Raw genomic sequence first — 19,387 nt, forward strand, 5'->3', positions numbered from 1 at the left:
TTCTATTTATCTCTCGATCAAGCCCGGCAAAGAGAAAATTATTTCTTCTCTATTGCAGCGCAACTTTAGAATTTTCAACTCCACAGGCCAAGGCCAAGAGATGCATCTTCTCGACAACGAATCCGTCGCTGCCGGAACGCGGTCCGCAGCCCTTGCACAAGCATCTTCCGTGCCGGGAATTCCGGTCGCTCAGCCGCCGTCGATGGACCATCTCGACGAACTGGAGGCGCAGAGCATCTACATTTTGCGCGAGGCGTTCGCCCGGCTGAAGAAACTCGCGCTGCTGTGGTCGCTCGGCAAAGATTCCAACGTGATGATCTGGCTGGCGCGCAAGGCGTTCTTCGGGCGCGTCCCGTTCCCGGCGCTGCATGTCGACACCGGCAAGAAGTTTCCGGAGATGTATGCGTTCCGCGACCGCTTCGGAAAGGAATGGGATCTCGACCTGCGCGTCGAGCCCTGCCCGCCGATCGACGCCGTCGACCCCACGCTGCCGCCGGCGGCGCGCTCCGCTGCGCGCAAGACCGAGGGGCTCAAATGGGCGCTCAACAAATACGGCTTTGACGGATTGATCGCCGGCATTCGGCGCGACGAAGAGGCGACCCGCGCCAAGGAGCGCGTGTTCTCGCCGCGCGGCCTTGAGGGCGAATGGGACGTCCGCGACCAGCCGCCGGAGTTCTGGGATCACTTCAACGCCTCGCCGCCGCAAGGCGCGCATTTGCGCATCCATCCGATCCTGCATTGGACCGAGGCCGACATCTGGGCCTACACCAAGCGCGAAGGCATTCCGATCATCCCGCTCTACCTCGCCAAGGACGGCAAGCGCTACCGCTCGCTGGGTGATCAGGACATCACCAACCCGGTCGCCTCCACCGCTTCCAACATCGACGAGATCCTCGCCGAGCTCGACGCCACCAAGATCCCGGAGCGCGCCGGCCGCGCGCTCGACCACGAGACCGAGGATGCGTTCGAGCGGCTTCGCGTCGCCGGCTATCTCTGATCCCCCCGAAGCAATCAGTTGGCTTTCCACTTCGTGCGAGCGTTCCGATGAACATGATCCTTCCCACCGCCTCGATCTCGGCAACGCCCAACGGCACCACCCGGCCGCAGGTACGCATCGTCATCGTCGGCCATGTCGACCACGGCAAGTCCACCCTGGTGGGGCGGCTGCTGCATGAGACCGGCAGCCTGCCGGACGGCAAGCTCGAGATGCTGAAGGCGGTCAGCGCACGGCGCGGCATGCCGTTCGAATGGTCGTTCCTGCTCGACGCGCTGCAGACCGAGCGCGACCAGGGCATCACCATCGACACCACCCAGATCCGCTTCCGCACCCGCTCGCGCGACGTCGTGCTGATCGACGCGCCCGGCCACGCTGAGTTTTTGCGCAACATGATCACCGGCGCCTCGCAGGCCGACGGCGCGGTCTTGATCATCGACGCGCTCGAAGGCGTCCGCTCGCAGACGCGGCGACACGGCTATCTGCTGCACCTGCTCGGCGTGAAGCAGGTCGCGGTCGTCGTCAACAAGATGGACCGGGTCGATTTCAGCGCAGCGCGATTCAACGAGATCAGCGAGGAAATTTCGGCACACCTGATCGGCCTCGGCGTGACGCCGACCGCCGTGGTCCCGATCTCCGCGCGCGATGGTGACGGCGTCGCCGAGCACACCCCGCGGATCGAATGGTACAAGGGACCGACCGTGGTCGAGGCGCTCGACGCGCTCGAGCCGGCAAAGCCGCTGGCGAAGCTGCCGCTGCGGCTGCCGGTGCAGGCGATCTACAAGTTCGACGACCGCCGCATCGTGGCGGGCCGCGTCGAGTCCGGCAGCCTGAAGGCCGGCGACGAGATCGTCATCATGCCGACCGGCAAGATCGCGAAGATCAAGACCGTCGAAAGCTGGCCGGTGACGCCGGTTGGCGGCCCGCAGGGCGCCGGCCGTTCGGTCGGCATCACGCTCGACCGCGAGCTGTTCCTCGAGCGCGGCGACATCATCGGACATAGCGGGCAAAGCCCGCGCGACACCCGCCGCATCCGCGCCCGGATCTTCTGGCTGCACGACAAGCCTCTGACCAAAGGCGAGCAGATCCTGATCCGGCTCGGCACCAAGGAAAGCCGCGCCACCGTGGTCGCGATCGAAAAGGCGATCGATCCCGGCGCGCTGTCCAACGAAGAGAACAGCGCGATTGCGCGCAACCATGTCGGCGAGATCGATATCTCGCTGGCGCAGCCGGTTGCGACCGATCCCTACACCGACAATCCGCGCACCGGCCGCCTCGTGATCGAGGTCAACGGCCGCATCGCCGGCGGCGGCCTCGTGCTGTCGGTCGACGCCGGCCGGCCCGCGGTGCCGATCGACATCGTGCCGGTGGAGTCAGCGCTGCGGCCCGACGAGCGCTCGGCGCGCTACCACCACAATGGCGCGGTGATCTGGCTGACCGGCCTGCCCGGCTCGGGCAAGTCGACGCTGGCGCGGGCGCTGGAGCGGCGGCTGTTCAGCAATGGCGGCTCGCCGATCCTGCTCGATGGCGACACCTTCCGCGCCGGGCTCAACAGCGACCTCGGCTTCTCGCCGCAGGATCGCACCGAGAACATCCGCCGTCTCGCCGAGGTCGCGACCCATCTGGCGCGCAACGGCCATATCGCGATCGTCGCCGCGGTATCGCCGTCGGCGACCGACCGTGCCGCGGCACGCCGCATCGCCGACAGCGCGTTCCGCGAGATCTATGTCGCCACGCCTGCCGAGGTCTGCGAGACCCGCGATCCCAAGGGCCATTACGCCAAGGCCCGCTCCGGCGCGCTGCAGGGCTTCACCGGCATCGGCAATGATTATCAGCCGCCGGCCGGCAATGAACTGACCATCGACACCTCGAACCGCTCGGTCAGCGATGCCACCGACGAGATCGAGCGGATGCTGGCCACCACCGGCATCCTGTTCGACGAACTGACCGACCTCGCGGCGAATATTTAGCTTCCCTCACTGTCATCGCCCGGCTCGACCGGGCGATCCAGTATTCCAGAGACAGCAATTACTCGGCCGATGGGCCGCGGCGTACTGGATGCCCCGCTTGAAGCGGGGCATGACACCAGGGGCGTGATGACAGGGGGCCTTCTCAGAACCGTGGCTTTAGGGCAAAAAGGACCGTGAACGCCGCCCTTTGGCGCGTTTTTTGCTGATTTCTTGCGAAAACAGCCTCTAAACGCCCCATTTCTTTGAGAAAGCCCATCATGACTCGTGTCGATGCCCATGGATTGAAGATCGCCCCTGTCCTGTTCGATTTCATCGCCAAGGAGGCGACACCGAAAACCGGGATCGCGCCGGACGCGTTCTGGGCAGGACTCGCCGCCATCATCCAGAAGCTCGGCCCGAAGAACCGCGAGTTGCTCGCGGTCCGCGACGCGCTGCAGGCCAAGATCGACGACTGGCATCGCGCCAACAAGGGCAAGGCGTTCGACATCAACGCCTACACCGCGTTCCTCAAGGACATCGGCTATTTGCTGCCGGAGCCCGCGACCCACAAGGTCGAGACCGCCAACGTCGATGACGAGATCGGCAAGATCTGCGGCCCGCAGCTGGTGGTGCCGCTGACCAACGCCCGCTACGCGCTGAACGCCGCCAACGCGCGCTGGGGTTCGCTGTATGATGCTTTCTACGGCACCGACGCGATCCCGCATGATCCGAGCGAGGCTGGCCGCGGCTACAACAAGGCGCGCGGCGACAAGGTGATCGCGAAGGCGAAGGCGTTCCTCGATGCCGCCGTGCCGCTCGCGACCGGAAGCCACACCGACGTGACCTCCTATGCCGTGATCGCCGGCCAGCTCTCGGTCAAGCTGAAGAGCGGCAATTCGACCGCGCTGAAGAACGGCGCGCAGTTCGCCGGCTATCTGGGCGACGCCGCCCAGCCCACCGCGATCCTGCTCGTCAACAACGGCATGCATGTCGAGGTCAAGATCGACCGCAGCAACGTCATCGGCAAGGACGATCCGGCCGGCCTCGCCGACATGATCCTGGAATCGGCGGTCTCCACCATTCTCGACATGGAAGACTCGGTCGCCGCCGTCGACGCCGAGGACAAGGTGCTGGTCTATCGCAACACGCTCGGCCTGATGAACGGCACGCTGTCGGCCGATTTCGACAAGGGCGGCAAGACGCTGACCCGCTCGCTCAATGCCGACCGCGTCTACAAGAAGCCCGACGGCAGCGAGTTGAAGCTGCACGGCCGCAGCCTGCTCCTGATGCGCAACGTCGGCCACCACATGTTCACCGACGCCGTGCTCGACGCCAAGGGCGAGGAGATCCCCGAAGGCTTGCTGGACGCCGCGGTTGCCGGCCTGCTCGCGATCCACGACCTCAAGGGCAATTCCAAGGTCAAGAACAGCCGCACCGGCTCGGCCTATATCGTCAAGCCGAAGATGCACGGTCCCGACGAGGTGACGCTGACCTGCGACCTGTTCGCCGAGGTCGAGAAGATGCTTGGCCTGCCGGAGAACACGCTGAAGGTCGGCATCATGGACGAGGAGCGCCGCACCACGGTCAACCTCAAGGCCTGCATCCAGCGCGCCTCCAAGCGCATCATGTTCATCAACACCGGCTTCCTCGACCGCACCGGCGACGAGATCCACACCTCGATGGAAGCGGGTCCGATGATCCGCAAGAACGACATGAAGGCGCAGCCGTGGATCAAGGCCTATGAGGACTGGAACGTCGACAACGGCCTGATCGACGGCCTGCCCGGCCATGCCCAGATCGGCAAGGGCATGTGGGCGGCACCCGACAAGATGGCGGACATGCTGGCGCAGAAGATCGGCCATCCGCAGGCCGGCGCCACCACCGCCTGGGTGCCGTCGCCGACCGCAGCGACGCTGCACGCCCTGCACTACCACCAGGTCAACGTGAACGCCCGCCAGCAGGAGCTCGCCAAGGGCGGGCCGCGCGCAAAACTCTCCGACATCCTCACCATTCCGGTGTCGCAGTCGAACTGGGCGCCCGACGACGTGAAGCAGGAGATCGACAACAACTGCCAGGGCATCCTCGGCTATGTCGTGCGCTGGATCGACCAGGGCGTCGGCTGCTCCAAGGTGCCCGACATCCACGATGTCGGCCTGATGGAAGATCGCGCCACGCTGCGCATCTCGAGCCAGCACCTTGCGAACTGGCTGCATCAGGGCGTCATCACCAGGGATCAGGTGATGGAGTCGCTGAAGCGCATGGCCGTCGTCGTCGACAAGCAGAACGCCGGCGACCCGCTCTACAAGCCGATGGCGCCGTCATTCGACGGCGTCGCCTTCAAGGCGGCCTGCGACCTCGTGTTCGAGGGCCGCACGCAGCCGAACGGCTACACCGAATACATCCTCACCGCGCGCCGCCGCGAGGCCAAGGCCGCAGGTTGATCTCAGGATCGCGACGACAAGCAAAAGCCCCGGCGATGAGCCGGGGCTTTTTTGTTGAAGATACGTCGTCGTCTCCACGTCATTGCGAGCGAGGCGAAGCAATCCATGCATCGACATAGCGGATAGATGGATTGCTTCGTCGCTTCGCTCCTCGCAATGACGAATCTTAGAACACGGTCAGATATTTCAGCAGCGAGACGATGCCGATGATGATGACGACGAGGCGTGCGATCTGCTTGGCGCGGCCGTCGAGCGGAAGCATGTTGATGAGATAAAGAACGAGAATAACGACGAGGAAGGTGACGAGTACGCTGACGAGCATGCGGAGCCCCCTGAAGGCATCAGTGAATGCGCTACGCGCACCTTGCTAACGTGCAGGAGGGAGGCCGGTTCCGGCCAGGAACCGAGGGGGCCGCCTCGCGTGAGCGGCGCTACTCGCGCGCCACCACCGGCGGCTGGCCGTACTTGGCTCGGATGCGATCCGGCGCCGGCGTGAAGTTGAGCTGCGCGCCACGGCGGTCCGGACGGCTGACCGACATCAGCCCATCCTTGCCGGCGACGATGTCGCCCTTGCGCAAGGTCGGATCGTCCTCGATCTTCACCGCGGCGAGCCCGACAGGATCCTTGCCGTTACAGGTGCAGCCGGAGACGATCTCGTCACGATAGCGGAATGCGTTCGGCAGCTCGGAATACGGCCTGCCCTCTTCCGTCGCGGCATTGTCGATGTTGCCGCCATAGACGACCTCTGTGGCGCTCGCCGGGCAGAAGCTGTTGCAACTCTCCGCCTTGCTCTGGTTGCCGGTCGCCGCCAGCGGGAAATAGCGGCCGTCGCAGGTGCGCACGCAATAGGCCTGGCCGCCGTCATAGCGCGCGCGACGCTCGGCTCGCGGCACAGGCGCCGGGCCATCATCGAACGGCACCCGGATCATCGGCGGACGGCCATGCATGAAGCCGCCGAACAGTTGCGAAAAGAAATCCTGGGCTTGCGCCGCAGGCGCAAGGGACAGCCCGAGCAAGGCCGCCGTCCCGAACGCCCACCGCCTGGAATTGAGCTTCATCATACCGATCCCCGGTCCAACACCGATGCTCAGTACAACGACGAAGTCGCCGGGATGTTCATCGCCTGACGGCCGGACGGCAGCGTTATCACAGCGGGGCGCGGCTGCACCGGCGCCGGCCGGACCGAAATCTGCGTCATGGTCGGGCCGAGTTCGCGCGCGGCAAGATGGGCTGCGTTCTTCGGCAGCACCACGACCTTGGTGCCGATATCGACCCGGCTGAACAGGTCGGAGACGTCTTCATTGGTCAGGCGGATACAACCCGACGACACGAACTTGCCGATCGTCGAGGGATCGTTGGTGCCGTGGATGCGGTACTCGCTGGAGCCGAGATACATTGCGCGGGCGCCGAGCGGGTTGCCCGGCCCGCCGGCCATGAAGCGCGGCAGATAGGGCTGGCGCTTGATCATCTCGGCCGGCGGATGCCAGTCCGGCCACTCCGCCTTGCGGCTGATCGTCTGGGTGCCGGCCCAGGTGAAGCCCTCGCGGCCGACGCCGACGCCATAGCGGATCGCGCGGCCGCCGCCGAGCACGTAATAGAGCGCGGTGTTGCCGGTATCGATGATGATGGTGCCCGGCGCTTCCGACGTGTTGAGCGCAACCGTGGTGCGGCGCAGCCGCTCCGGCAGCGCGCCGTCCTCGGTGGCCCCGCTCGAGGGATCGTTCATCACCTCGTCGGAGGGGAATGCGCTCGGCTGCGCCGACGCATAGCCAAGCACCTGCGCGCCGGCCGAGGTGGTGACAATGAACGGCGTCACGAACAGGACGCCGGCGAAGGCAAGAGTGCGGGCATGGGAGCGCGCGGCGCGCGACGCAAGCCGGCGGCTGGAAAGAGACTGCTGTGTCATGTGCTGCCCCTGGACGGGATGCGCATCGTGGTGATGCGATGCCAAGCCAACGCACGTGGCGGCCAGAGAGTTCCGGCACGAATCGTCGCGAAGCCGCGATTGTCAACCCGCCACGTCTCACGAACCCGCGATGGAACCTTTGCCGGAACGCGCCGTTGTCACGCGCAATTTGATACGAAATTCATTTGTCCTCGTGCAGGAGGAAACTGGTGCGCGCCTTTCCGGGTGAACGTATGCTTGGCAACGCGCCCGAAGGCACGCCCCTCCCCGACAGCAAGGCCGAACTGCCGCCGGTGATCAACCGCGCCGAGGTCGTCGCCTTCGCGCTGGTCGCGCTGCTGATCATTGTCATCGTTGGGGTGCTCTATCTGGCGCGCGCCTTCTTCCTACCGATCACCATGGCTTTCATTGTCGGCACCATGCTGTCGCCGGCGGCGAACCTGCTCGAGCGCTACCGGATACCGCGCGCGCTCGGCGCGGTGTTGATCGTGATCGCGGTCGGCGCCGCCGTGACCTTCATGGTCGGACTGATTGCCTCGCCCGTGATGGAATGGAGCTCGCGGCTGCCCGAGCTCGGCGCGATCCTGAAGCAGAAACTGCACGTGTTCGACCGGCCGCTCGCGCTGTGGCAGGAAATGCAGAGCATGGTCGGCGGATCAGACCCGTTGGCCACTTTCCAGCTGCCGAAATTCGAATGGGTGCAGCCGACACTGGAATTCCTGTCACCGACCTTCGCCGAATTCCTGCTGTTCGTCGCGACCCTGATCCTGTTCATCGCGAGCTGGAAGGATCTGCGCCGCGCGCTGGTGATGATTTTCAGCGAACGCGAAGCGCGGCTGCGCACGCTGCGCATCCTCAACGAGGTCGAGACCCATCTCGGCAACTACCTGCTGACGGTGACGATGATCAATATCGGCGTCGGCATCATCGCAGGTGCGATCTGCGGAGCGACGAACATGCCCAATCCGGCCGGGCTCGGCGCGCTCGCCGCGACGCTGAACTTCGTTCCGATCATCGGCCCGGTCGCGATGTTTGTGACGCTGGTCGTGGTCGGCATCATCTCCGCGCCGACCATCGGCGCCGGACTGATCGCTCCGGCCTGCTTTGCCGTCGTGACTTTCATGGAAGGGCATTTCGTGACGCCGACGATCGTCGGCCACAGGCTGTCGCTGAACGCGCTCGCGGTGTTTCTCGCGCTGGCGTTCTGGACCTGGCTGTGGGGCCCGATGGGCGCCTTTCTGTCGTCGCCGCTGCTCATCGTGGCATTGATCGTGAAAGAGCATTTGATGCCGGTCAATTCGCCGCAGCTCCCTGAGGGCTAACCACGGTTTCGCATCTGGAACCTTTGCTTGGTGCGAAGCGTTTTTCTCCAAACGCAAACGTTCTCCGGGAGCTTTCGATGTCGAGCACGGACAGCGCATTTGGGATCAAGAACATGACGGACAAAGCGACCTACGAGCGCCTCGAAAGGGATGTCATCGCCGTGAAGAACGATATCGCAGCCCTCACCGAGCAGATCACCGACGCGCTCAACTCGTTTGCCAGCAACGCCGGCAAGCAGGCCCGCCGCCACTACAGGGATGCGCGCGCCAACGCGGAATCGACCTTCGACGACATGTCGGAGCGCGGCAGCGCGATGATGGGCGCGGCGCAGGAGGCTGCATCCTCGATCGAGGAGTCGCTGGAGGAGGTGATCACCCAGCGGCCGCTGGCGACCGTCGGCCTGGCGCTTGGCCTCGGCTTTTTGATCGGCGTCACCTGGCGGCGCTAGACGCTGCTCAACTCCAGCGGATGAGGCCTGCGATGGCGGTCATGCGCAAACCACCGTTCTGGATGAGATGGCAGCGCTGGCGCGCCGCCACCTCGTTTGTCGATGCGCTTTTCACGGCAAGGTCGAAGACAAGGCTGGTCAATGCTTCAGCGGCTGATCGATGACGTCAAGGAATCCACCGGCAACGCGCTGCGGCTGACGTCGCTGGCCGCCGCCGCCGCGATCGCGCTGTTCATCACCATCGCCTTCCTGTGCGCGGCCGCCTTCGTCTATGTGCTGCAGCACTACGGGCCGGTGGAGGCGTGCCTCTCCGGCGCCGCGCTGTTCCTTGTCGTCACGTTGATCGCCGCCGGCGTCTACACGGTCCGTAAGCGCGAGATGCGCCGGCGCGCCGAGAAGGCGGCAAAGGCCGCCGCAGCCAACGTGTTTGCCGACCCTGTGGTCGTGGCCACCGGCCTTCAGATCGTGCGGGCCATCGGCGTGAAGCGGCTGATCCCGATCCTGGCGGTCGGCGGCCTCGCACTCGGCCTGATGGCGGGCCGCAGCGCCGCCAGTAACAGCGAGCCGGACGAAGAGTAGGCCTTTCCTCTATAGCTCGATGTCATCGCCCGGCTTGTCCGGGCGATCGAGTATTCCAGAGACAACTGTATTGGACGGACGGGCCGCGGCGTACTGGATCGCCCGCTTTCGCGGGCGATGACAGCTTTGCGTGTCGGGATCGCGGAGCCTTTACTCAGGTCACGCAGCGGCCGGGCTGCAGCAGCTTGGCCACTTCGGTCAGGACGCTGACCACCGGCTCGCAGGCGACCTTGCGGGTGTCGCCGGGCCGCGCGCGGGCGGGCGCTGCGGGATGATTGCGGGCCTCTTCCCGCGCCACGGGAACGCGGACCAGGACCGACGTATCCGGCAGCCGGTCGAGCTTCAGCGCGACGGTCCGGCTCGGCAGGCCGGTCACCGGAACCGCGGCGCGGTCGGTCTTGGCGGCGCGATTGACCGCGCTCTCCGGCGCCAATTGGGTGGTGACCTGCTGCCCGCCAATGAGATCGTGGCCGGATGCCAACTGGACCGCGCCAAGCGTCAATCCAACCGCCAACGCAGCGAAAATTCCCTTTTGAATCTTTGACATGGTGATGTCCCTCGCCCCATGGAAATTCCCGTTGGCGATCACGGACACAACGCGAACGAAACCTGCGGGGTTCTCGCGTCCAGCCATCACTTAACCGTGTACGAAAAAATTTTGATTCGCGCGGAACGAGTCCGGGGTCTGCGAGTCATTGGAAGAGCCGGTTATTCCCCCTGCCCCATTGACCGGCGACGTAGGGCGCGACCGTGGTGATGCCGGTCGCGCCCTGCTCTTTTTGGAGGCTCGCCTTTTTGGAGGTTCGTGTTTCACGCCCTGCCGGCGAACGATGTGTCAGCCGGCCTGTCACGCACGCGTCGCATTTGAAGTCAGGTCGCGAAGGACCGGCTTCAGTCGTCGCTCGATGGCGTGTCCTGGGATCGAACAACCGTCACCTCACGGCATGACGGGCAACGACCGACATGAAACTTGATTCCGGTCGTCTGGTCGTCGACGAGCGTCAATTCGCTCAACGGCTCGCCGCATTTGCAGGTCACCGTCTTCTTATCGGCAAAATACATCTGACGTGCTCCATAAGCCTACATCTGACGTGCTCCATAAGCCTGGAGAGTTCATCGCTTCATGAGGGCGAGCCCGCTTGCGCCGTGCTCGCCCCTCGTCTCTGCTCCTTCTCGGTCTGTCAGATCCGGACAATCCGGATGGCGGGGTAGCTCCCGGCTGTTATTTCGAAGCGGACTGCGCCTGCTCGGCGGCTTCGCGCGCCTGCCGCTCGGCCTTGAGGCGCTGGAAATTGTCGTAGAAGGCCTTCTCGTTGGCGCGGTGCTCCTTCATCGCCTGCGACGCCTCTTGCTGACGCTGCGCATCACGCTCTTTCCGTTGCTGGGGAGTCAGATTCATGCGGCCTCCAACTAAGTTCTTGAATCAACGCCGGATTCAACGCACGAGGCCGGGAAAAGTTGCAATGGAGGGGAACTGGCCTATTTGCGCAGGCTCGCCCAGACGCCACCGAGGATCAGCAAGCCGCCGACCAAATGGATCAGCTTCGGCGGCTCACCCAGAATGACCCAGGACAAGAGCGCGCTCGCGATCGGCGCGACGTAGAGCACGAGCGATGTCCGCACCGAGCCGAACCGTGCGCCGAGCCAGGCGAAGCCGGCATAGGCCATCAGGCCCGGTACGAGGCCGGCGAACACATAGGCCTCGAACGCCCTCGCGTTGAACACCGCGGCAGGCGTCGCCCACATCTCCTGCAAGGCCGGCGGCAGCGAGCACAGCGCGCCCGCCGCCGAGAACAGGCTGACCCGCGCCAGCAGCGAGGCGCGCGGCGCGACGCGGGATTGCACCAGCGTGTAGCCCGACCAGCCGAGCATCGCGCACACCACCAGGAGATCGCCCCAGGCCGCGCTCGATTGGGTCAGCGTTTCCAGATGGCCGCCGGAGACGATCAGCAGCGCGCCGGCGAGCGCCAGCGCCGTGCCGAGCCATTGCAGCGGACCGATATGCTCGGTGCCGAGCGCGGCCGAGATCAGCAGCACCATGATCGGCGACAGGGCGAAGATCAGCGCGATATGGATCGCGGTGGTGGTGATGCCGGCGATGTAGACCGGGCCGCCGCACAGGAACATGCCGAGGAAGCCCGCGGCGAGGATCGGCCAGAGGTTCTGCGCCAGCGGGATCTTGCCGTCGCGGATCGCCGCGATCGCGAACGGCGCCAGCCCGATGGCGATGATGCTCCAGCGGAAGAAGGCCAGCGAGAACGGCGGCACCGAGCCGGCAAGACCGCGCGCCAGCACCTGGTTGGAGGCTTGCCCGACCGCGACCAGGATGAAGCCGGTCAGCGCGACCGCGTCTTCCCAGCCCGGGGCTGGACGGCTGACAGGCGCCTTCGGCAACTCCGCATCCATGACACCGCCCCCTCAGCCGGTGCGCCGCGGCGTGCGCTACTGCTCCGCCGCCTCGCGCTCCATGTCGCGGCCGGACATGTCCTCGCCCTGCATGTTGGCGTATTCGCGCGCCATCTCGCGCATCAGGAATTTGGCGGGGACGTCGTGATAGCTGCCGCGGTCGTTGACATATTGCATGTAGGCGCGGCCTTCGCCGTCGAAGGGATGCAGCAGCGCATCCGAATGGCCGTCGAAATCGAGCGGCTTGACGCCGAGCTTGGCGCACAGCGTATCGTTGAAGGTCGGGGTCGCCTTGCGCCAGGCGCCGTCGACGAACACTTCGGTGAAGCCGTGCCAGGTGAACAGGTCCGAGCCCATGCTCTGGCGCAGCTTCTCGGTAGTGAGATGGTTACGGACATCGGCGAAGCCGACCCGGGCCGGGATGCCGTGGACCCGGCAGGCCGCGGCATAGAGCGCGGCCTTGCCGACGCAATAGCCGTTGCCGGCGGCGAGCACGCTGGAAGCCCGATAGCTCTCCGGTGAGCGCATGCTGACATAAGGGTTGTAGCGGATACCGTCGCGCACCGCGGTGTAGAGCCGGCTCGCGATCTCGCGCGTGCTGGCGTTAGCCGGCACAGTGGCGCGGGCGAACGCCTCGACGGCGGGATGGTCGCTGTCGACATATTCGCCGGGGTCGGTGTAGAGGCGGCTGATCGTGTCAGTGAGATGCTCGGTCATCGCGCAAGCTTAGCAAGCCATCAGCGCAGTTCAATGCAGCTGACGCAGCCCTGCCCCGCCAGAGTCCGGTTTAGTTCCTGAAGCGTTCGTCCCATTGCGGCGGCTGGTAGCTGCGCCGCTTGGCCTTGAAATATTCGCGCGCGAAATGGATGCCGATCCCGATCAGGAACGGCGGGGCGAGCGCAGCGGCGATCATGAACACGGTGATCGACTTCGGCGTCAGGATGTCCAGCACCATCGACGCCAACAGCCACAGCGTGGCAGCAATCACCGCGACGTCGACATGCTTCATTCCCTCGGTCTTTCCCTTGGTCGTTCCGGGTTCCATCTTACCGGCTGGCCCCGCATGCGCCAAGGATTCCGGCGGCAGCCAATACCTCCGGCGCTTCACTTTTTTGGAACGGTGCCCGCGCGGGCAATGTTGGTCCTGAGATAACCGAACCCGGAGGGTGCGATGGGCAACTCCAGTGACATCCACAACGGCGTCGATCATCCCGCGAGCCGGAACGGCGTCAATGACCCGGTCGACGGGGTCGACGTGAAGCGGACCTTCAACGACAACCAGACGCCCCACGAACGCGCGCAATGGGCGGCCGACGTCCGCGCCGACGCCTCGCCCAGGAGCGGCGAAGCGTTCCTGCCCGAAGCACTGCGTCGACCGCCTACGTCGCCGATCAATCCGCGCACCGGCCGCCATCCCACCGACTAGCTAGAGCGATATGAGGTTATGGGGCCGTCGCAGGGGCGCTGCCAAAATATCGAAAACAACCCCATGCAAAGTAACCGGCGGCGGCGTTCGAGCCAGGCGCAGCTTGACACGGCAACTCAGAGGCACAATTCTAATATTCCGAAATTGCGCAAGGGTCCCTTCGCCTCATGACGGCTGCCCCCGATCGGCAGCGCAATTGACCATCAAGCCGCGAACGCCCGCACCAGCAGCAGGCCGCCGAACAGCGCCAGTATCGAGAGCGCGACGGAGGCCGCGATATAGGCGCCCGCCGGCCATAGCTCACCCCGCTGCATCAGCACGATCGCATCGAGCGAAAAGGTCGAGAAGGTGGTGAAGCCGCCGCAGATGCCGACGGTGAGAAACACCGCACCGTCTGGCTGACATTCCAGCTCAACGCGAACGACTCTGCGAAGACCCGATCAGGAACGAGCCCACGATATTGATCCCCAGCGTGCCCCAGGGAAATTCCGCCCCTTCTCATTCGCTGGGCGGGGCGGTGGCTCATGCCCCTACCGAGGCTGTCGCGCCCGGTTGGAGTCATCAGCCTTGCGGCGGTTATCGGGGAACTCCATCCCCATCAGAGTGGGAATGGGAGGCGGGCAAAGCGGCGGGAGCAACTCCCGCCGCTAGGTTATCGAGTTACTCGCTCATCGACAGCATCGCGTTCAGCTCGACGGCTGTCTTCAGCTGATCGATGCGCGCGACGATCTGCTCGCGCTCGGCACCGCGCGGCAGTTGCGCGAGCTGGGTTTCGAGCCGCACCCGGTGTTCCTCGAGCCGCTGCTCGAATGTGTGCGGTTCAGATCGCTTCCGTCTCTGAATCGTCCTCTCCATCGTCCATCCTTGGCGGTTGCAGACCGGGGCTGTTGGCCCAGCGGTCCAGTTGATCGATGACCCGAGCGTGGCTTGCGCGCCGCGGTTCCGGCGCTCTCGGCTCCTCGGATAATTTGCGGGGCAGCTTGACGTCCTTGGTCATGGCATCACTCCCGCAACATAACGAAACAGCTCACTCGATCGTTCCCAAATTTTTTTCTAAGCAATTGATTTCATTTGACAATTATACTCAATCGACGTTTTTGTCTCAACCTGTGGAACTCAATGCGAGTTTGCCGGTTTAGCAACTTGCTCAAGTGACTAATTCTTGGCGACTTGCGATGAATGAGCTTCGCGCTGAACGTCTTCAAGTCATGCTTTCCCCCGACGAATTGGCGGCCTTGGATGATTTCCGGTTCAACCACCGCATGCCGACCCGCGCCGCAGCGGTCCGCGAGCTGCTCAGGCTCGGTCTGGCCGGCACCGGTACCGATGCAGGAGCCGGGGTGAAATCGAGCGATTATGGGGTCTTCGACCGGGGTCCCGATGGGCACATGCAAGGAGACGCGCCGCAAGAGGATTGACGGCGCGTTGGCGCAAGTGGCGGTTCAACCGCCGACGAAGAGGTCTACGACCGCCTTCAGGGTGCAGACCACGAGCGCCGACGTGAACATCGCCGTGCCGAGATCTGCGAGATAAAGCAGCTGCGCCTTCTGCTCCGCATCAAGCCGCGCGATCGCCTTGCGCATGGCCAAGCTCCCTTTTCTCAGGAGAACGCGATGCGCGAATGTCGGTTCCTTGGGCCACCTACTCACGCCCGTTGCAGCGCCAGCGTCACGCCGCCGAGCGTGAGCGCCATGGCGCCGATCTCGCGCAGGCCCAGCGGCTCGCCGAGGATGATCGCGGCCGAGACCACGCCGATCACCGGCACCAGCAACATGCCGGTCGACGCCGATGTCGGCGGCAGGCGGCGCAGCGTCTCGAACCAGGTGAGATAGCAGATGCCCATCGGCATCAGCGTCATGTAGGCGAAGCAGCCGAGGCCGAGCGGCGTGATCGCGGCATAATTCGGCTGCTCGAAGCAAACACCGAGCAGCAGCATGACGAGACAGCCGATGCCGACCTGCCAGGCGACCACGGCGAGCGGCGGCATCGGCAGCGGCTTGCGGTTCAGCACATTGCCGAGCGCGAACAGGATGGCGCAGGCGAGCGCAAGCGCAATGCCGGTGAGCTTGCCGGCGCTGAACGCAAAGCCGCCTCCGCCAAGCAGCAGCGCAACGCCGGCGATGCCGAGCACCAGCGCCGCCAGATCCCGCAACGTCGGGCGGCTGTGCAGCACCGGCCAGGCGAACAGCATGGCCCAGATCGGCATCGTGTAAGCCAACAGCGCGCCCTCGCCGACCGTAACGAACCGCATCGCGATGGTGCCGAAGCCCATCCAGGCAAAGACGTTGGTGAAGGAGGCGAACAGCAGCCGCGGGATCGCCTCGCGCGGCACCGCGAGCGACTGGCCGCGGGCCAGCGCCAGCGTGCCCAGGATCACCGCCGCGCAGGTGCCGGCAAGCCCGCGGGCGAACAGCGGCGGCCATTGCTGCAACAGCAGCTTCATCAGCGGCCAGTTCAGGGCCCAGCCGAACGCCGTCACCACCAGGCAGAGAAAGCCGACCGTCCTGTCGCGTTGAGTCGTGTCCATCGGCCGCGCTTAGCAGGCGCAGCTATGCGATTCCACTTCGTCTCGCGCATGCCGCATCGCCCTGTCAGGCAAAGGTGCCGATTGTGATCCGCGGCCAGCCCTCGCTTTTCCGCGCGGCGGCAAGCTTGCTCGTCCAGGCATCGAACAGGCTTGCGATCAGGAGACGGCCGGTGCCGCGCATGTCGGGCAGTTTCATGGTCGGCGTACCGAGCGTCAGCGCGACCACGCCATGGGTCGCGGCCAGCAGTGCGGTCGCCAGCCGCTGCGGCAGGCCCGGCGCGGGTTCAGCGCCATGCGCCGCCAGAAATTCCCGCACCGAAACCACGAACAGCTCGTAGCTGCGGCGCGCGATCTCGGTCTCGCCGAAATAGACGCCGTCGGGAAAACGGCGGTCCTCGACGGTGCCGGACATCGAGAACAGCGATCGGAAGTGATCGGGATTGTCGGCCCAGTAGTCGAGATAGGTTTCCATCACCCGCCGCAGCCGCAAATCGCTGTCGGCCGTCTGCGCGCGGACCCGTTCGAGTGCTGCGGCAACCGCTTCGAGGTTCTGCTGCTTCACCGCCAGCAGCAGCAGCAGCTTGGTCGGGTAATATTTGAGGACGGTGCCCTTCGAATAGCCGATCGCGTCGGCGATCTTCTGGATCGAGACGGTCTCGAGCGTGCCAGCGGCGAATTCCTTGCGCGCGGTCTCCAGGATCAGCGCCTTCAGCGCCTCCTTGTCGGCCTCCTGGCGCGCCCTGCGCTGAAAGCGCCGCGCGCCCTTGCTGGGTCGCTCCTCGATCGACATCGCCGTCTCCTAAAGCATGATCCGGAAAAGTGCGAAGCGGTTTTCCGAGAAAGATCATGCTCAAACAATGAGCTAAAGCGCGATGACGACTCAATCCAATCTCATCGCGCTTTAGAGCCTTTTCCGCTCCGATGGAATCGAAACGGGGCCTCTTGCCATACATCAGTTAATTGACTATGGTCAATTAACTGATCACAAGACGGGAGGATGCAATGAGCGCGCATGCGAGCCCCCTTGCCGGCGACATTGTCCGCAGCGACTTCGATCCGTTCAGCCCGGCGACGCGGGCCGATCCCTACGGCACCTACGCGGAGCTGCGTGCCGCGGCGCCGGTCGTCCGCCTGACGCGCTACGACATCTGGGCCGTGCCGCGCTTTGCCGAGGTCAAGACGATCTTCGGAGACCACGTCAATTTCAGCAACGCCGGCGGCGCCGGGCTTGCGAACCACTTCAAGGAAAAGCCGTGGCGGCCGCCGAGCATCATCCTGGAAGCCGATCCGCCGCTGCATACCCGGACCCGCGCGGTGCTGGCGCGGATCCTCTCGCCCGGCGCGATGCGGCGGCTCGCCGACGACTTCAAGGCAAAGGCTGCAACGCTCATTGACGGGCTGGTCGAACGCGGATCGTTCGACGCCATCAAGGACATCGCGGAGGTGTTTCCGGTCAGCGTATTCCCCGATGCGCTCGGCATCGATCAGGAGGGCCGCGAGAATTTCCTGACCTATGGCGCGATGGTGTTCGCCGGCTTCGGGCCGGAGAACGACTATTTTCGCAACCTGATGAAAGAGGCGCCGCGCGTGCTGCCCTGGGTCGCGGCGCGCTGCCAGCGCGAGGCGCTGCGCCCGGGCAGCTTCGGCGCGCAGGTTTACGAGGCGGCCGACGCCGGCGAGATCAGCGCGGACGAAGCGCCGCTGCTGGTGCGCTCGCTTCTCTCCGCCGGGCTTGACACCACGATCAGCGCGATCGGCATGGCGCTGTACACGCTCGCGCGCCATCCCGAGCAATGGGCATTGCTCGCAGCCGATCCCTCACTGTCGCGCGCAGCGTTCGACGAGACGCTGCGCTTCGATTCACCGGCGCCGTTCGTGTTCCGCACCACGCCTGACGACACCGAGATCGCGGGCGTTGCGATCGGCAAGCACGAGAAGGTGCTGTTGCTGCTCGCCTCCGCCAACCGCGACGAGACGCGTTGGGAGCATGCCGACCAGTTCGACATCAGGCGGCGGTTGTCAGGACACATGGGCTTCGGCGTCGGCATTCACGGCTGCGTCGGGCAGATGGTGGCACGGCTGGAGGCGGAGGCCGTGATCGCGGCGCTCGCCAGCCGCGTGAAGCAATTCGACATTGCGGGCCCGGTCGCCTTCCGCGACAGCTCGGGGCTACGGGCGCTCAGCGCCATGCCGGTCCGCGTCGCGCCGAAATAACGTTGATGGCGGGCCGCGAACCGAAGCCTGGCGCAAAACAGAACCGGCGCACCTTTCGGCACGCCGGTCTGCATTTTGCCCGCTTGGGCAAACTCAGGTCATGCCGACGCCGCGCGCGGCGTGCGGTTGCGCGAGTTGCGTTGGAAGAACAGCGCCTGGCTTGCCACCGCCGACACCATCGCCGGCTGGAACGGTTTTGAGATCAGGAACGCCGGCTCCGGCCGCTCGCCGGTCAGGAAGCGCTCCGGATAGGCCGTGATGAACACCACCGGCACCTCGAAGGTGCGCAGCAGCTCGTTCACCGCATCGAGGCCCGACGAGCCGTCGGCGAGCTGGATGTCGGCGAGGATCAGGCCGGGCTTCTTGTTCTTGGCGAGCGCCACCGCGTCGGAATGCGTGCGCGCGACGCCAATGACATTATGGCCGAGATTCTTCACCAGGCTCTCGAGGTCCATGGCGATGAACGTCTCGTCCTCGATGATCAGGACGTCGGTAGCGATCTCGGCGGCCATCTCGCGGCCGGCAGCGTCGGTCAGCTTGCGCGTCTCGGCGATGTCGGTGCCGAGGATGTAGCCGACCTCTTCCTCCGAGAAGCCTTCCAGCGACAGCAGCAGGAAGGCCTGACGCGGCAGCGGCGTGATGTTGGAGAGCCGGCGCTCCGGCGGCAGCGACAGCGTCGCGACGTCGGCGTTGTCGTTGTTGTTCACCGAGACCGAATTCCAGATCTGGGTGAACAGCCGAAACAGGCCGGCGCGCGGGCCGTGCGTCTGGTCCAGCAATGATCCGTCCTGCAACAGGGCCTCGAGCATGGCCCCGACATAGGCGTCCCCCGACGCCTGGTTTCCGGTCAGTGCGCGAGCGTAGCGGCGCAACAGCGGAAGGTGTTCGGCAACGATCTGCGATCGGGACATTCCCACTCCATCCTTGTTCTTTGGCCTGGGTTGTTGGGCCTTGTGGCCTGAAACCCGTTGTCTGGGGACGACAGAATCCCGCTCAGAGAATCCAGTTTCTGGGGCGACCCCGGTTCCCCTGCATGCCCGACTACGCGCGAAAGCCGAAAAAGTTCCACGAAATAGTTCCAACCTTCCGGAACTTTCTGCGCAACTTTGCATTAGCTCCAGACCGACGAGGCAACGCGGCCAGCCTCTTTTTTCGAGGAAACATCTTGGAAATC

The 19,387-nt window shown here is 65.0% G+C and carries 26 protein-coding genes and 1 riboswitch; of the genes, 9 read left to right on the plus strand and 17 right to left on the minus strand.

What is annotated here, in order from left to right; translation table 11 throughout:
- Positions 1–202 precede the first annotated feature (202 nt).
- The 3 genes from cysD to AC628_RS10890 all read left to right on the plus strand — a co-directional run bounded on the left by cysD (position 203) and on the right by AC628_RS10890 (position 5,384).
- Complete coding sequence (gene cysD / locus AC628_RS10880; RefSeq protein ID WP_050425832.1) at positions 203–997, plus strand: sulfate adenylyltransferase subunit CysD; 795 nt, start codon at positions 203–205, stop codon at positions 995–997.
- Between the two features lie 47 nt (positions 998–1,044).
- The gene (cysC, locus tag AC628_RS10885) at positions 1,045–2,964 is read left to right on the plus strand and encodes an adenylyl-sulfate kinase (RefSeq protein WP_074126843.1); all 1,920 of its coding nucleotides are present in this window, start codon (positions 1,045–1,047) and stop codon (positions 2,962–2,964) included.
- Between the two features lie 257 nt (positions 2,965–3,221).
- Positions 3,222–5,384, plus strand: a complete 2,163-nt coding sequence (locus AC628_RS10890) for a malate synthase G (RefSeq protein WP_074126844.1) — start codon at positions 3,222–3,224, stop codon at positions 5,382–5,384.
- 166 nt (positions 5,385–5,550) lie between these two features.
- Here the strand turns inward: AC628_RS10890 and AC628_RS42785 are convergent, their stop codons facing one another.
- From AC628_RS42785 to AC628_RS10900, 3 genes are all read right to left on the minus strand, one after another.
- Complete coding sequence (locus tag AC628_RS42785; protein WP_128971569.1) at positions 5,551–5,706, minus strand: Thivi_2564 family membrane protein; 156 nt, start codon at positions 5,704–5,706, stop codon at positions 5,551–5,553.
- Positions 5,707–5,815: 109 nt separating this feature from the next.
- Positions 5,816–6,445, minus strand: coding sequence for a DUF2865 domain-containing protein (locus AC628_RS10895; RefSeq protein WP_074126845.1), 630 nt, complete (start codon positions 6,443–6,445; stop codon positions 5,816–5,818).
- Between the two features lie 26 nt (positions 6,446–6,471).
- Positions 6,472–7,290: a L,D-transpeptidase gene (locus tag AC628_RS10900; protein ID WP_074126846.1), complete on the minus strand. Its 819-nt coding sequence runs from the start codon at positions 7,288–7,290 to the stop codon at positions 6,472–6,474.
- 209 nt (positions 7,291–7,499) lie between these two features.
- On the opposite strand from AC628_RS10900, the gene AC628_RS10905 reads away from it, so the two are divergent.
- Together AC628_RS10905 and AC628_RS10910 are read left to right on the plus strand one after the other, a co-directional pair.
- Positions 7,500–8,612, plus strand: a complete 1,113-nt coding sequence (locus tag AC628_RS10905; protein WP_074126847.1) for an AI-2E family transporter — start codon at positions 7,500–7,502, stop codon at positions 8,610–8,612.
- Between the two features lie 77 nt (positions 8,613–8,689).
- Complete coding sequence (locus AC628_RS10910) at positions 8,690–9,061, plus strand: ElaB/YgaM/YqjD family protein (RefSeq protein ID WP_074126848.1); 372 nt, start codon at positions 8,690–8,692, stop codon at positions 9,059–9,061.
- A 7-nt stretch (positions 9,062–9,068) separates the two neighbouring features.
- On the opposite strand, the gene AC628_RS45790 is transcribed toward AC628_RS10910, so the two are convergent.
- Positions 9,069–9,203 (minus strand): hypothetical protein, encoded by a 135-nt coding sequence (locus tag AC628_RS45790; protein WP_283806553.1) that lies wholly within the window; start codon positions 9,201–9,203, stop codon positions 9,069–9,071.
- Here AC628_RS45790 and AC628_RS10915 point away from each other — a divergent pair.
- Positions 9,203–9,640 carry a hypothetical protein gene (locus tag AC628_RS10915; protein ID WP_074126849.1) on the plus strand — a complete coding sequence of 146 codons (438 nt, stop codon included), beginning with the start codon at positions 9,203–9,205 and terminating at the stop codon, positions 9,638–9,640. The genes AC628_RS45790 and AC628_RS10915 overlap by 1 nt on opposite strands.
- 154 nt (positions 9,641–9,794) lie before the next feature.
- On the opposite strand, the gene AC628_RS10920 is transcribed toward AC628_RS10915, so the two are convergent.
- The 6 genes from AC628_RS10920 to AC628_RS10935 all read right to left on the minus strand — a co-directional run bounded on the left by AC628_RS10920 (position 9,795) and on the right by AC628_RS10935 (position 13,055).
- Positions 9,795–10,187, minus strand: a complete 393-nt coding sequence (locus AC628_RS10920) for a hypothetical protein (RefSeq protein ID WP_074126850.1) — start codon at positions 10,185–10,187, stop codon at positions 9,795–9,797.
- Positions 10,188–10,531: 344 nt separating this feature from the next.
- Positions 10,532–10,702 carry a hypothetical protein gene (locus AC628_RS43895; protein ID WP_168193347.1) on the minus strand — a complete coding sequence of 57 codons (171 nt, stop codon included), beginning with the start codon at positions 10,700–10,702 and terminating at the stop codon, positions 10,532–10,534.
- A 160-nt stretch (positions 10,703–10,862) separates the two neighbouring features.
- The gene (locus tag AC628_RS43900) at positions 10,863–11,039 is read right to left on the minus strand and encodes a hypothetical protein (protein ID WP_168193348.1); all 177 of its coding nucleotides are present in this window, start codon (positions 11,037–11,039) and stop codon (positions 10,863–10,865) included.
- A gap of 80 nt (positions 11,040–11,119) precedes the next feature.
- On the minus strand, positions 11,120–12,046 hold the full coding sequence (locus tag AC628_RS10925) for a DMT family transporter (RefSeq protein ID WP_074126851.1): 927 nt from the start codon (positions 12,044–12,046) through the stop codon (positions 11,120–11,122).
- 36 nt (positions 12,047–12,082) lie between these two features.
- A complete protein-coding gene (locus tag AC628_RS10930) occupies positions 12,083–12,763 on the minus strand; it encodes a transglutaminase-like domain-containing protein (RefSeq protein WP_074126852.1) in 681 nt (226 codons plus the stop codon).
- A 70-nt stretch (positions 12,764–12,833) separates the two neighbouring features.
- Complete coding sequence (locus AC628_RS10935; RefSeq protein WP_050425834.1) at positions 12,834–13,055, minus strand: hypothetical protein; 222 nt, start codon at positions 13,053–13,055, stop codon at positions 12,834–12,836.
- 162 nt (positions 13,056–13,217) lie between these two features.
- Here AC628_RS10935 and AC628_RS10940 point away from each other — a divergent pair, with 162 nt between their 5' ends.
- A complete protein-coding gene (locus AC628_RS10940; protein ID WP_074126853.1) occupies positions 13,218–13,472 on the plus strand; it encodes a hypothetical protein in 255 nt (84 codons plus the stop codon).
- A 203-nt stretch (positions 13,473–13,675) separates the two neighbouring features.
- On the opposite strand, the gene AC628_RS10945 is transcribed toward AC628_RS10940, so the two are convergent.
- The 3 genes from AC628_RS10945 to AC628_RS43905 all read right to left on the minus strand — a co-directional run bounded on the left by AC628_RS10945 (position 13,676) and on the right by AC628_RS43905 (position 14,469).
- On the minus strand, positions 13,676–13,858 hold the full coding sequence (locus AC628_RS10945; RefSeq protein ID WP_245321131.1) for a CrcB family protein: 183 nt from the start codon (positions 13,856–13,858) through the stop codon (positions 13,676–13,678).
- Positions 13,859–14,017: 159 nt separating this feature from the next.
- Positions 14,018–14,078, minus strand: a riboswitch (Fluoride riboswitch).
- Between the two features lie 54 nt (positions 14,079–14,132).
- On the minus strand, positions 14,133–14,255 hold the full coding sequence (locus tag AC628_RS45795) for a hypothetical protein (protein ID WP_283806554.1): 123 nt from the start codon (positions 14,253–14,255) through the stop codon (positions 14,133–14,135).
- A 37-nt stretch (positions 14,256–14,292) separates the two neighbouring features.
- The gene (locus AC628_RS43905) at positions 14,293–14,469 is read right to left on the minus strand and encodes a hypothetical protein (RefSeq protein ID WP_168193349.1); all 177 of its coding nucleotides are present in this window, start codon (positions 14,467–14,469) and stop codon (positions 14,293–14,295) included.
- Between the two features lie 178 nt (positions 14,470–14,647).
- Between AC628_RS43905 and AC628_RS10950 the strand changes: the two genes are divergently transcribed.
- On the plus strand, positions 14,648–14,890 hold the full coding sequence (locus tag AC628_RS10950; RefSeq protein WP_074126854.1) for a hypothetical protein: 243 nt from the start codon (positions 14,648–14,650) through the stop codon (positions 14,888–14,890).
- Between the two features lie 24 nt (positions 14,891–14,914).
- On the opposite strand, the gene AC628_RS43910 is transcribed toward AC628_RS10950, so the two are convergent.
- The 3 genes from AC628_RS43910 to AC628_RS10960 all read right to left on the minus strand — a co-directional run bounded on the left by AC628_RS43910 (position 14,915) and on the right by AC628_RS10960 (position 16,789).
- Positions 14,915–15,055: a hypothetical protein gene (locus AC628_RS43910; protein WP_158231282.1), complete on the minus strand. Its 141-nt coding sequence runs from the start codon at positions 15,053–15,055 to the stop codon at positions 14,915–14,917.
- Positions 15,056–15,117: 62 nt separating this feature from the next.
- Positions 15,118–15,999 carry a DMT family transporter gene (locus tag AC628_RS10955; RefSeq protein ID WP_074126855.1) on the minus strand — a complete coding sequence of 294 codons (882 nt, stop codon included), beginning with the start codon at positions 15,997–15,999 and terminating at the stop codon, positions 15,118–15,120.
- Between the two features lie 64 nt (positions 16,000–16,063).
- Entirely contained in the window at positions 16,064–16,789 is a 726-nt protein-coding gene (locus tag AC628_RS10960) for a TetR/AcrR family transcriptional regulator (RefSeq protein ID WP_074126856.1), read from the minus strand.
- A 212-nt stretch (positions 16,790–17,001) separates the two neighbouring features.
- Here AC628_RS10960 and AC628_RS10965 point away from each other — a divergent pair, with 212 nt between their 5' ends.
- Positions 17,002–18,213 carry a cytochrome P450 gene (locus tag AC628_RS10965; protein WP_074126857.1) on the plus strand — a complete coding sequence of 404 codons (1,212 nt, stop codon included), beginning with the start codon at positions 17,002–17,004 and terminating at the stop codon, positions 18,211–18,213.
- A 98-nt stretch (positions 18,214–18,311) separates the two neighbouring features.
- On the opposite strand, the gene AC628_RS10970 is transcribed toward AC628_RS10965, so the two are convergent.
- Complete coding sequence (locus tag AC628_RS10970) at positions 18,312–19,124, minus strand: response regulator (protein WP_016847263.1); 813 nt, start codon at positions 19,122–19,124, stop codon at positions 18,312–18,314.
- Positions 19,125–19,387: the final 263 nt, after the last annotated feature.

Source organism: Bradyrhizobium sp. NAS96.2 (assembly GCF_001908235.1).
Classification (GTDB): Bacteria; Pseudomonadota; Alphaproteobacteria; order Rhizobiales; family Xanthobacteraceae; genus Bradyrhizobium.

Coding starts and splice junctions, on each gene's coding strand:
- AC628_RS10955 (WP_074126855.1), bottom strand. CDS start 15,999: ATGGACACGACTCAACGCGACAGGACGGTCGGCTTTCTCTGCCTGGTG.
- AC628_RS43900 (WP_168193348.1), bottom strand. CDS start 11,039: ATGAATCTGACTCCCCAGCAACGGAAAGAGCGTGATGCGCAGCGTCAG.
- AC628_RS10925 (WP_074126851.1), bottom strand. CDS start 12,046: ATGGATGCGGAGTTGCCGAAGGCGCCTGTCAGCCGTCCAGCCCCGGGC.
- AC628_RS10920 (WP_074126850.1), bottom strand. CDS start 10,187: ATGTCAAAGATTCAAAAGGGAATTTTCGCTGCGTTGGCGGTTGGATTG.
- AC628_RS10970 (WP_016847263.1), bottom strand. CDS start 19,124: ATGTCCCGATCGCAGATCGTTGCCGAACACCTTCCGCTGTTGCGCCGC.
- AC628_RS10965 (WP_074126857.1), top strand. CDS start 17,002: ATGAGCGCGCATGCGAGCCCCCTTGCCGGCGACATTGTCCGCAGCGAC.
- AC628_RS10940 (WP_074126853.1), top strand. CDS start 13,218: ATGGGCAACTCCAGTGACATCCACAACGGCGTCGATCATCCCGCGAGC.
- AC628_RS43910 (WP_158231282.1), bottom strand. CDS start 15,055: ATGCGCAAGGCGATCGCGCGGCTTGATGCGGAGCAGAAGGCGCAGCTG.
- AC628_RS10900 (WP_074126846.1), bottom strand. CDS start 7,290: ATGACACAGCAGTCTCTTTCCAGCCGCCGGCTTGCGTCGCGCGCCGCG.
- cysC (WP_074126843.1), top strand. CDS start 1,045: ATGAACATGATCCTTCCCACCGCCTCGATCTCGGCAACGCCCAACGGC.
- AC628_RS10910 (WP_074126848.1), top strand. CDS start 8,690: ATGTCGAGCACGGACAGCGCATTTGGGATCAAGAACATGACGGACAAA.
- cysD (WP_050425832.1), top strand. CDS start 203: ATGGACCATCTCGACGAACTGGAGGCGCAGAGCATCTACATTTTGCGC.
- AC628_RS10895 (WP_074126845.1), bottom strand. CDS start 6,445: ATGATGAAGCTCAATTCCAGGCGGTGGGCGTTCGGGACGGCGGCCTTG.
- AC628_RS10960 (WP_074126856.1), bottom strand. CDS start 16,789: ATGTCGATCGAGGAGCGACCCAGCAAGGGCGCGCGGCGCTTTCAGCGC.
- AC628_RS43895 (WP_168193347.1), bottom strand. CDS start 10,702: ATGTATTTTGCCGATAAGAAGACGGTGACCTGCAAATGCGGCGAGCCG.
- AC628_RS10890 (WP_074126844.1), top strand. CDS start 3,222: ATGACTCGTGTCGATGCCCATGGATTGAAGATCGCCCCTGTCCTGTTC.
- AC628_RS10950 (WP_074126854.1), top strand. CDS start 14,648: ATGAATGAGCTTCGCGCTGAACGTCTTCAAGTCATGCTTTCCCCCGAC.
- AC628_RS43905 (WP_168193349.1), bottom strand. CDS start 14,469: ATGACCAAGGACGTCAAGCTGCCCCGCAAATTATCCGAGGAGCCGAGA.
- AC628_RS10935 (WP_050425834.1), bottom strand. CDS start 13,055: ATGAAGCATGTCGACGTCGCGGTGATTGCTGCCACGCTGTGGCTGTTG.
- AC628_RS10930 (WP_074126852.1), bottom strand. CDS start 12,763: ATGACCGAGCATCTCACTGACACGATCAGCCGCCTCTACACCGACCCC.
- AC628_RS42785 (WP_128971569.1), bottom strand. CDS start 5,706: ATGCTCGTCAGCGTACTCGTCACCTTCCTCGTCGTTATTCTCGTTCTT.
- AC628_RS10915 (WP_074126849.1), top strand. CDS start 9,203: ATGCTTCAGCGGCTGATCGATGACGTCAAGGAATCCACCGGCAACGCG.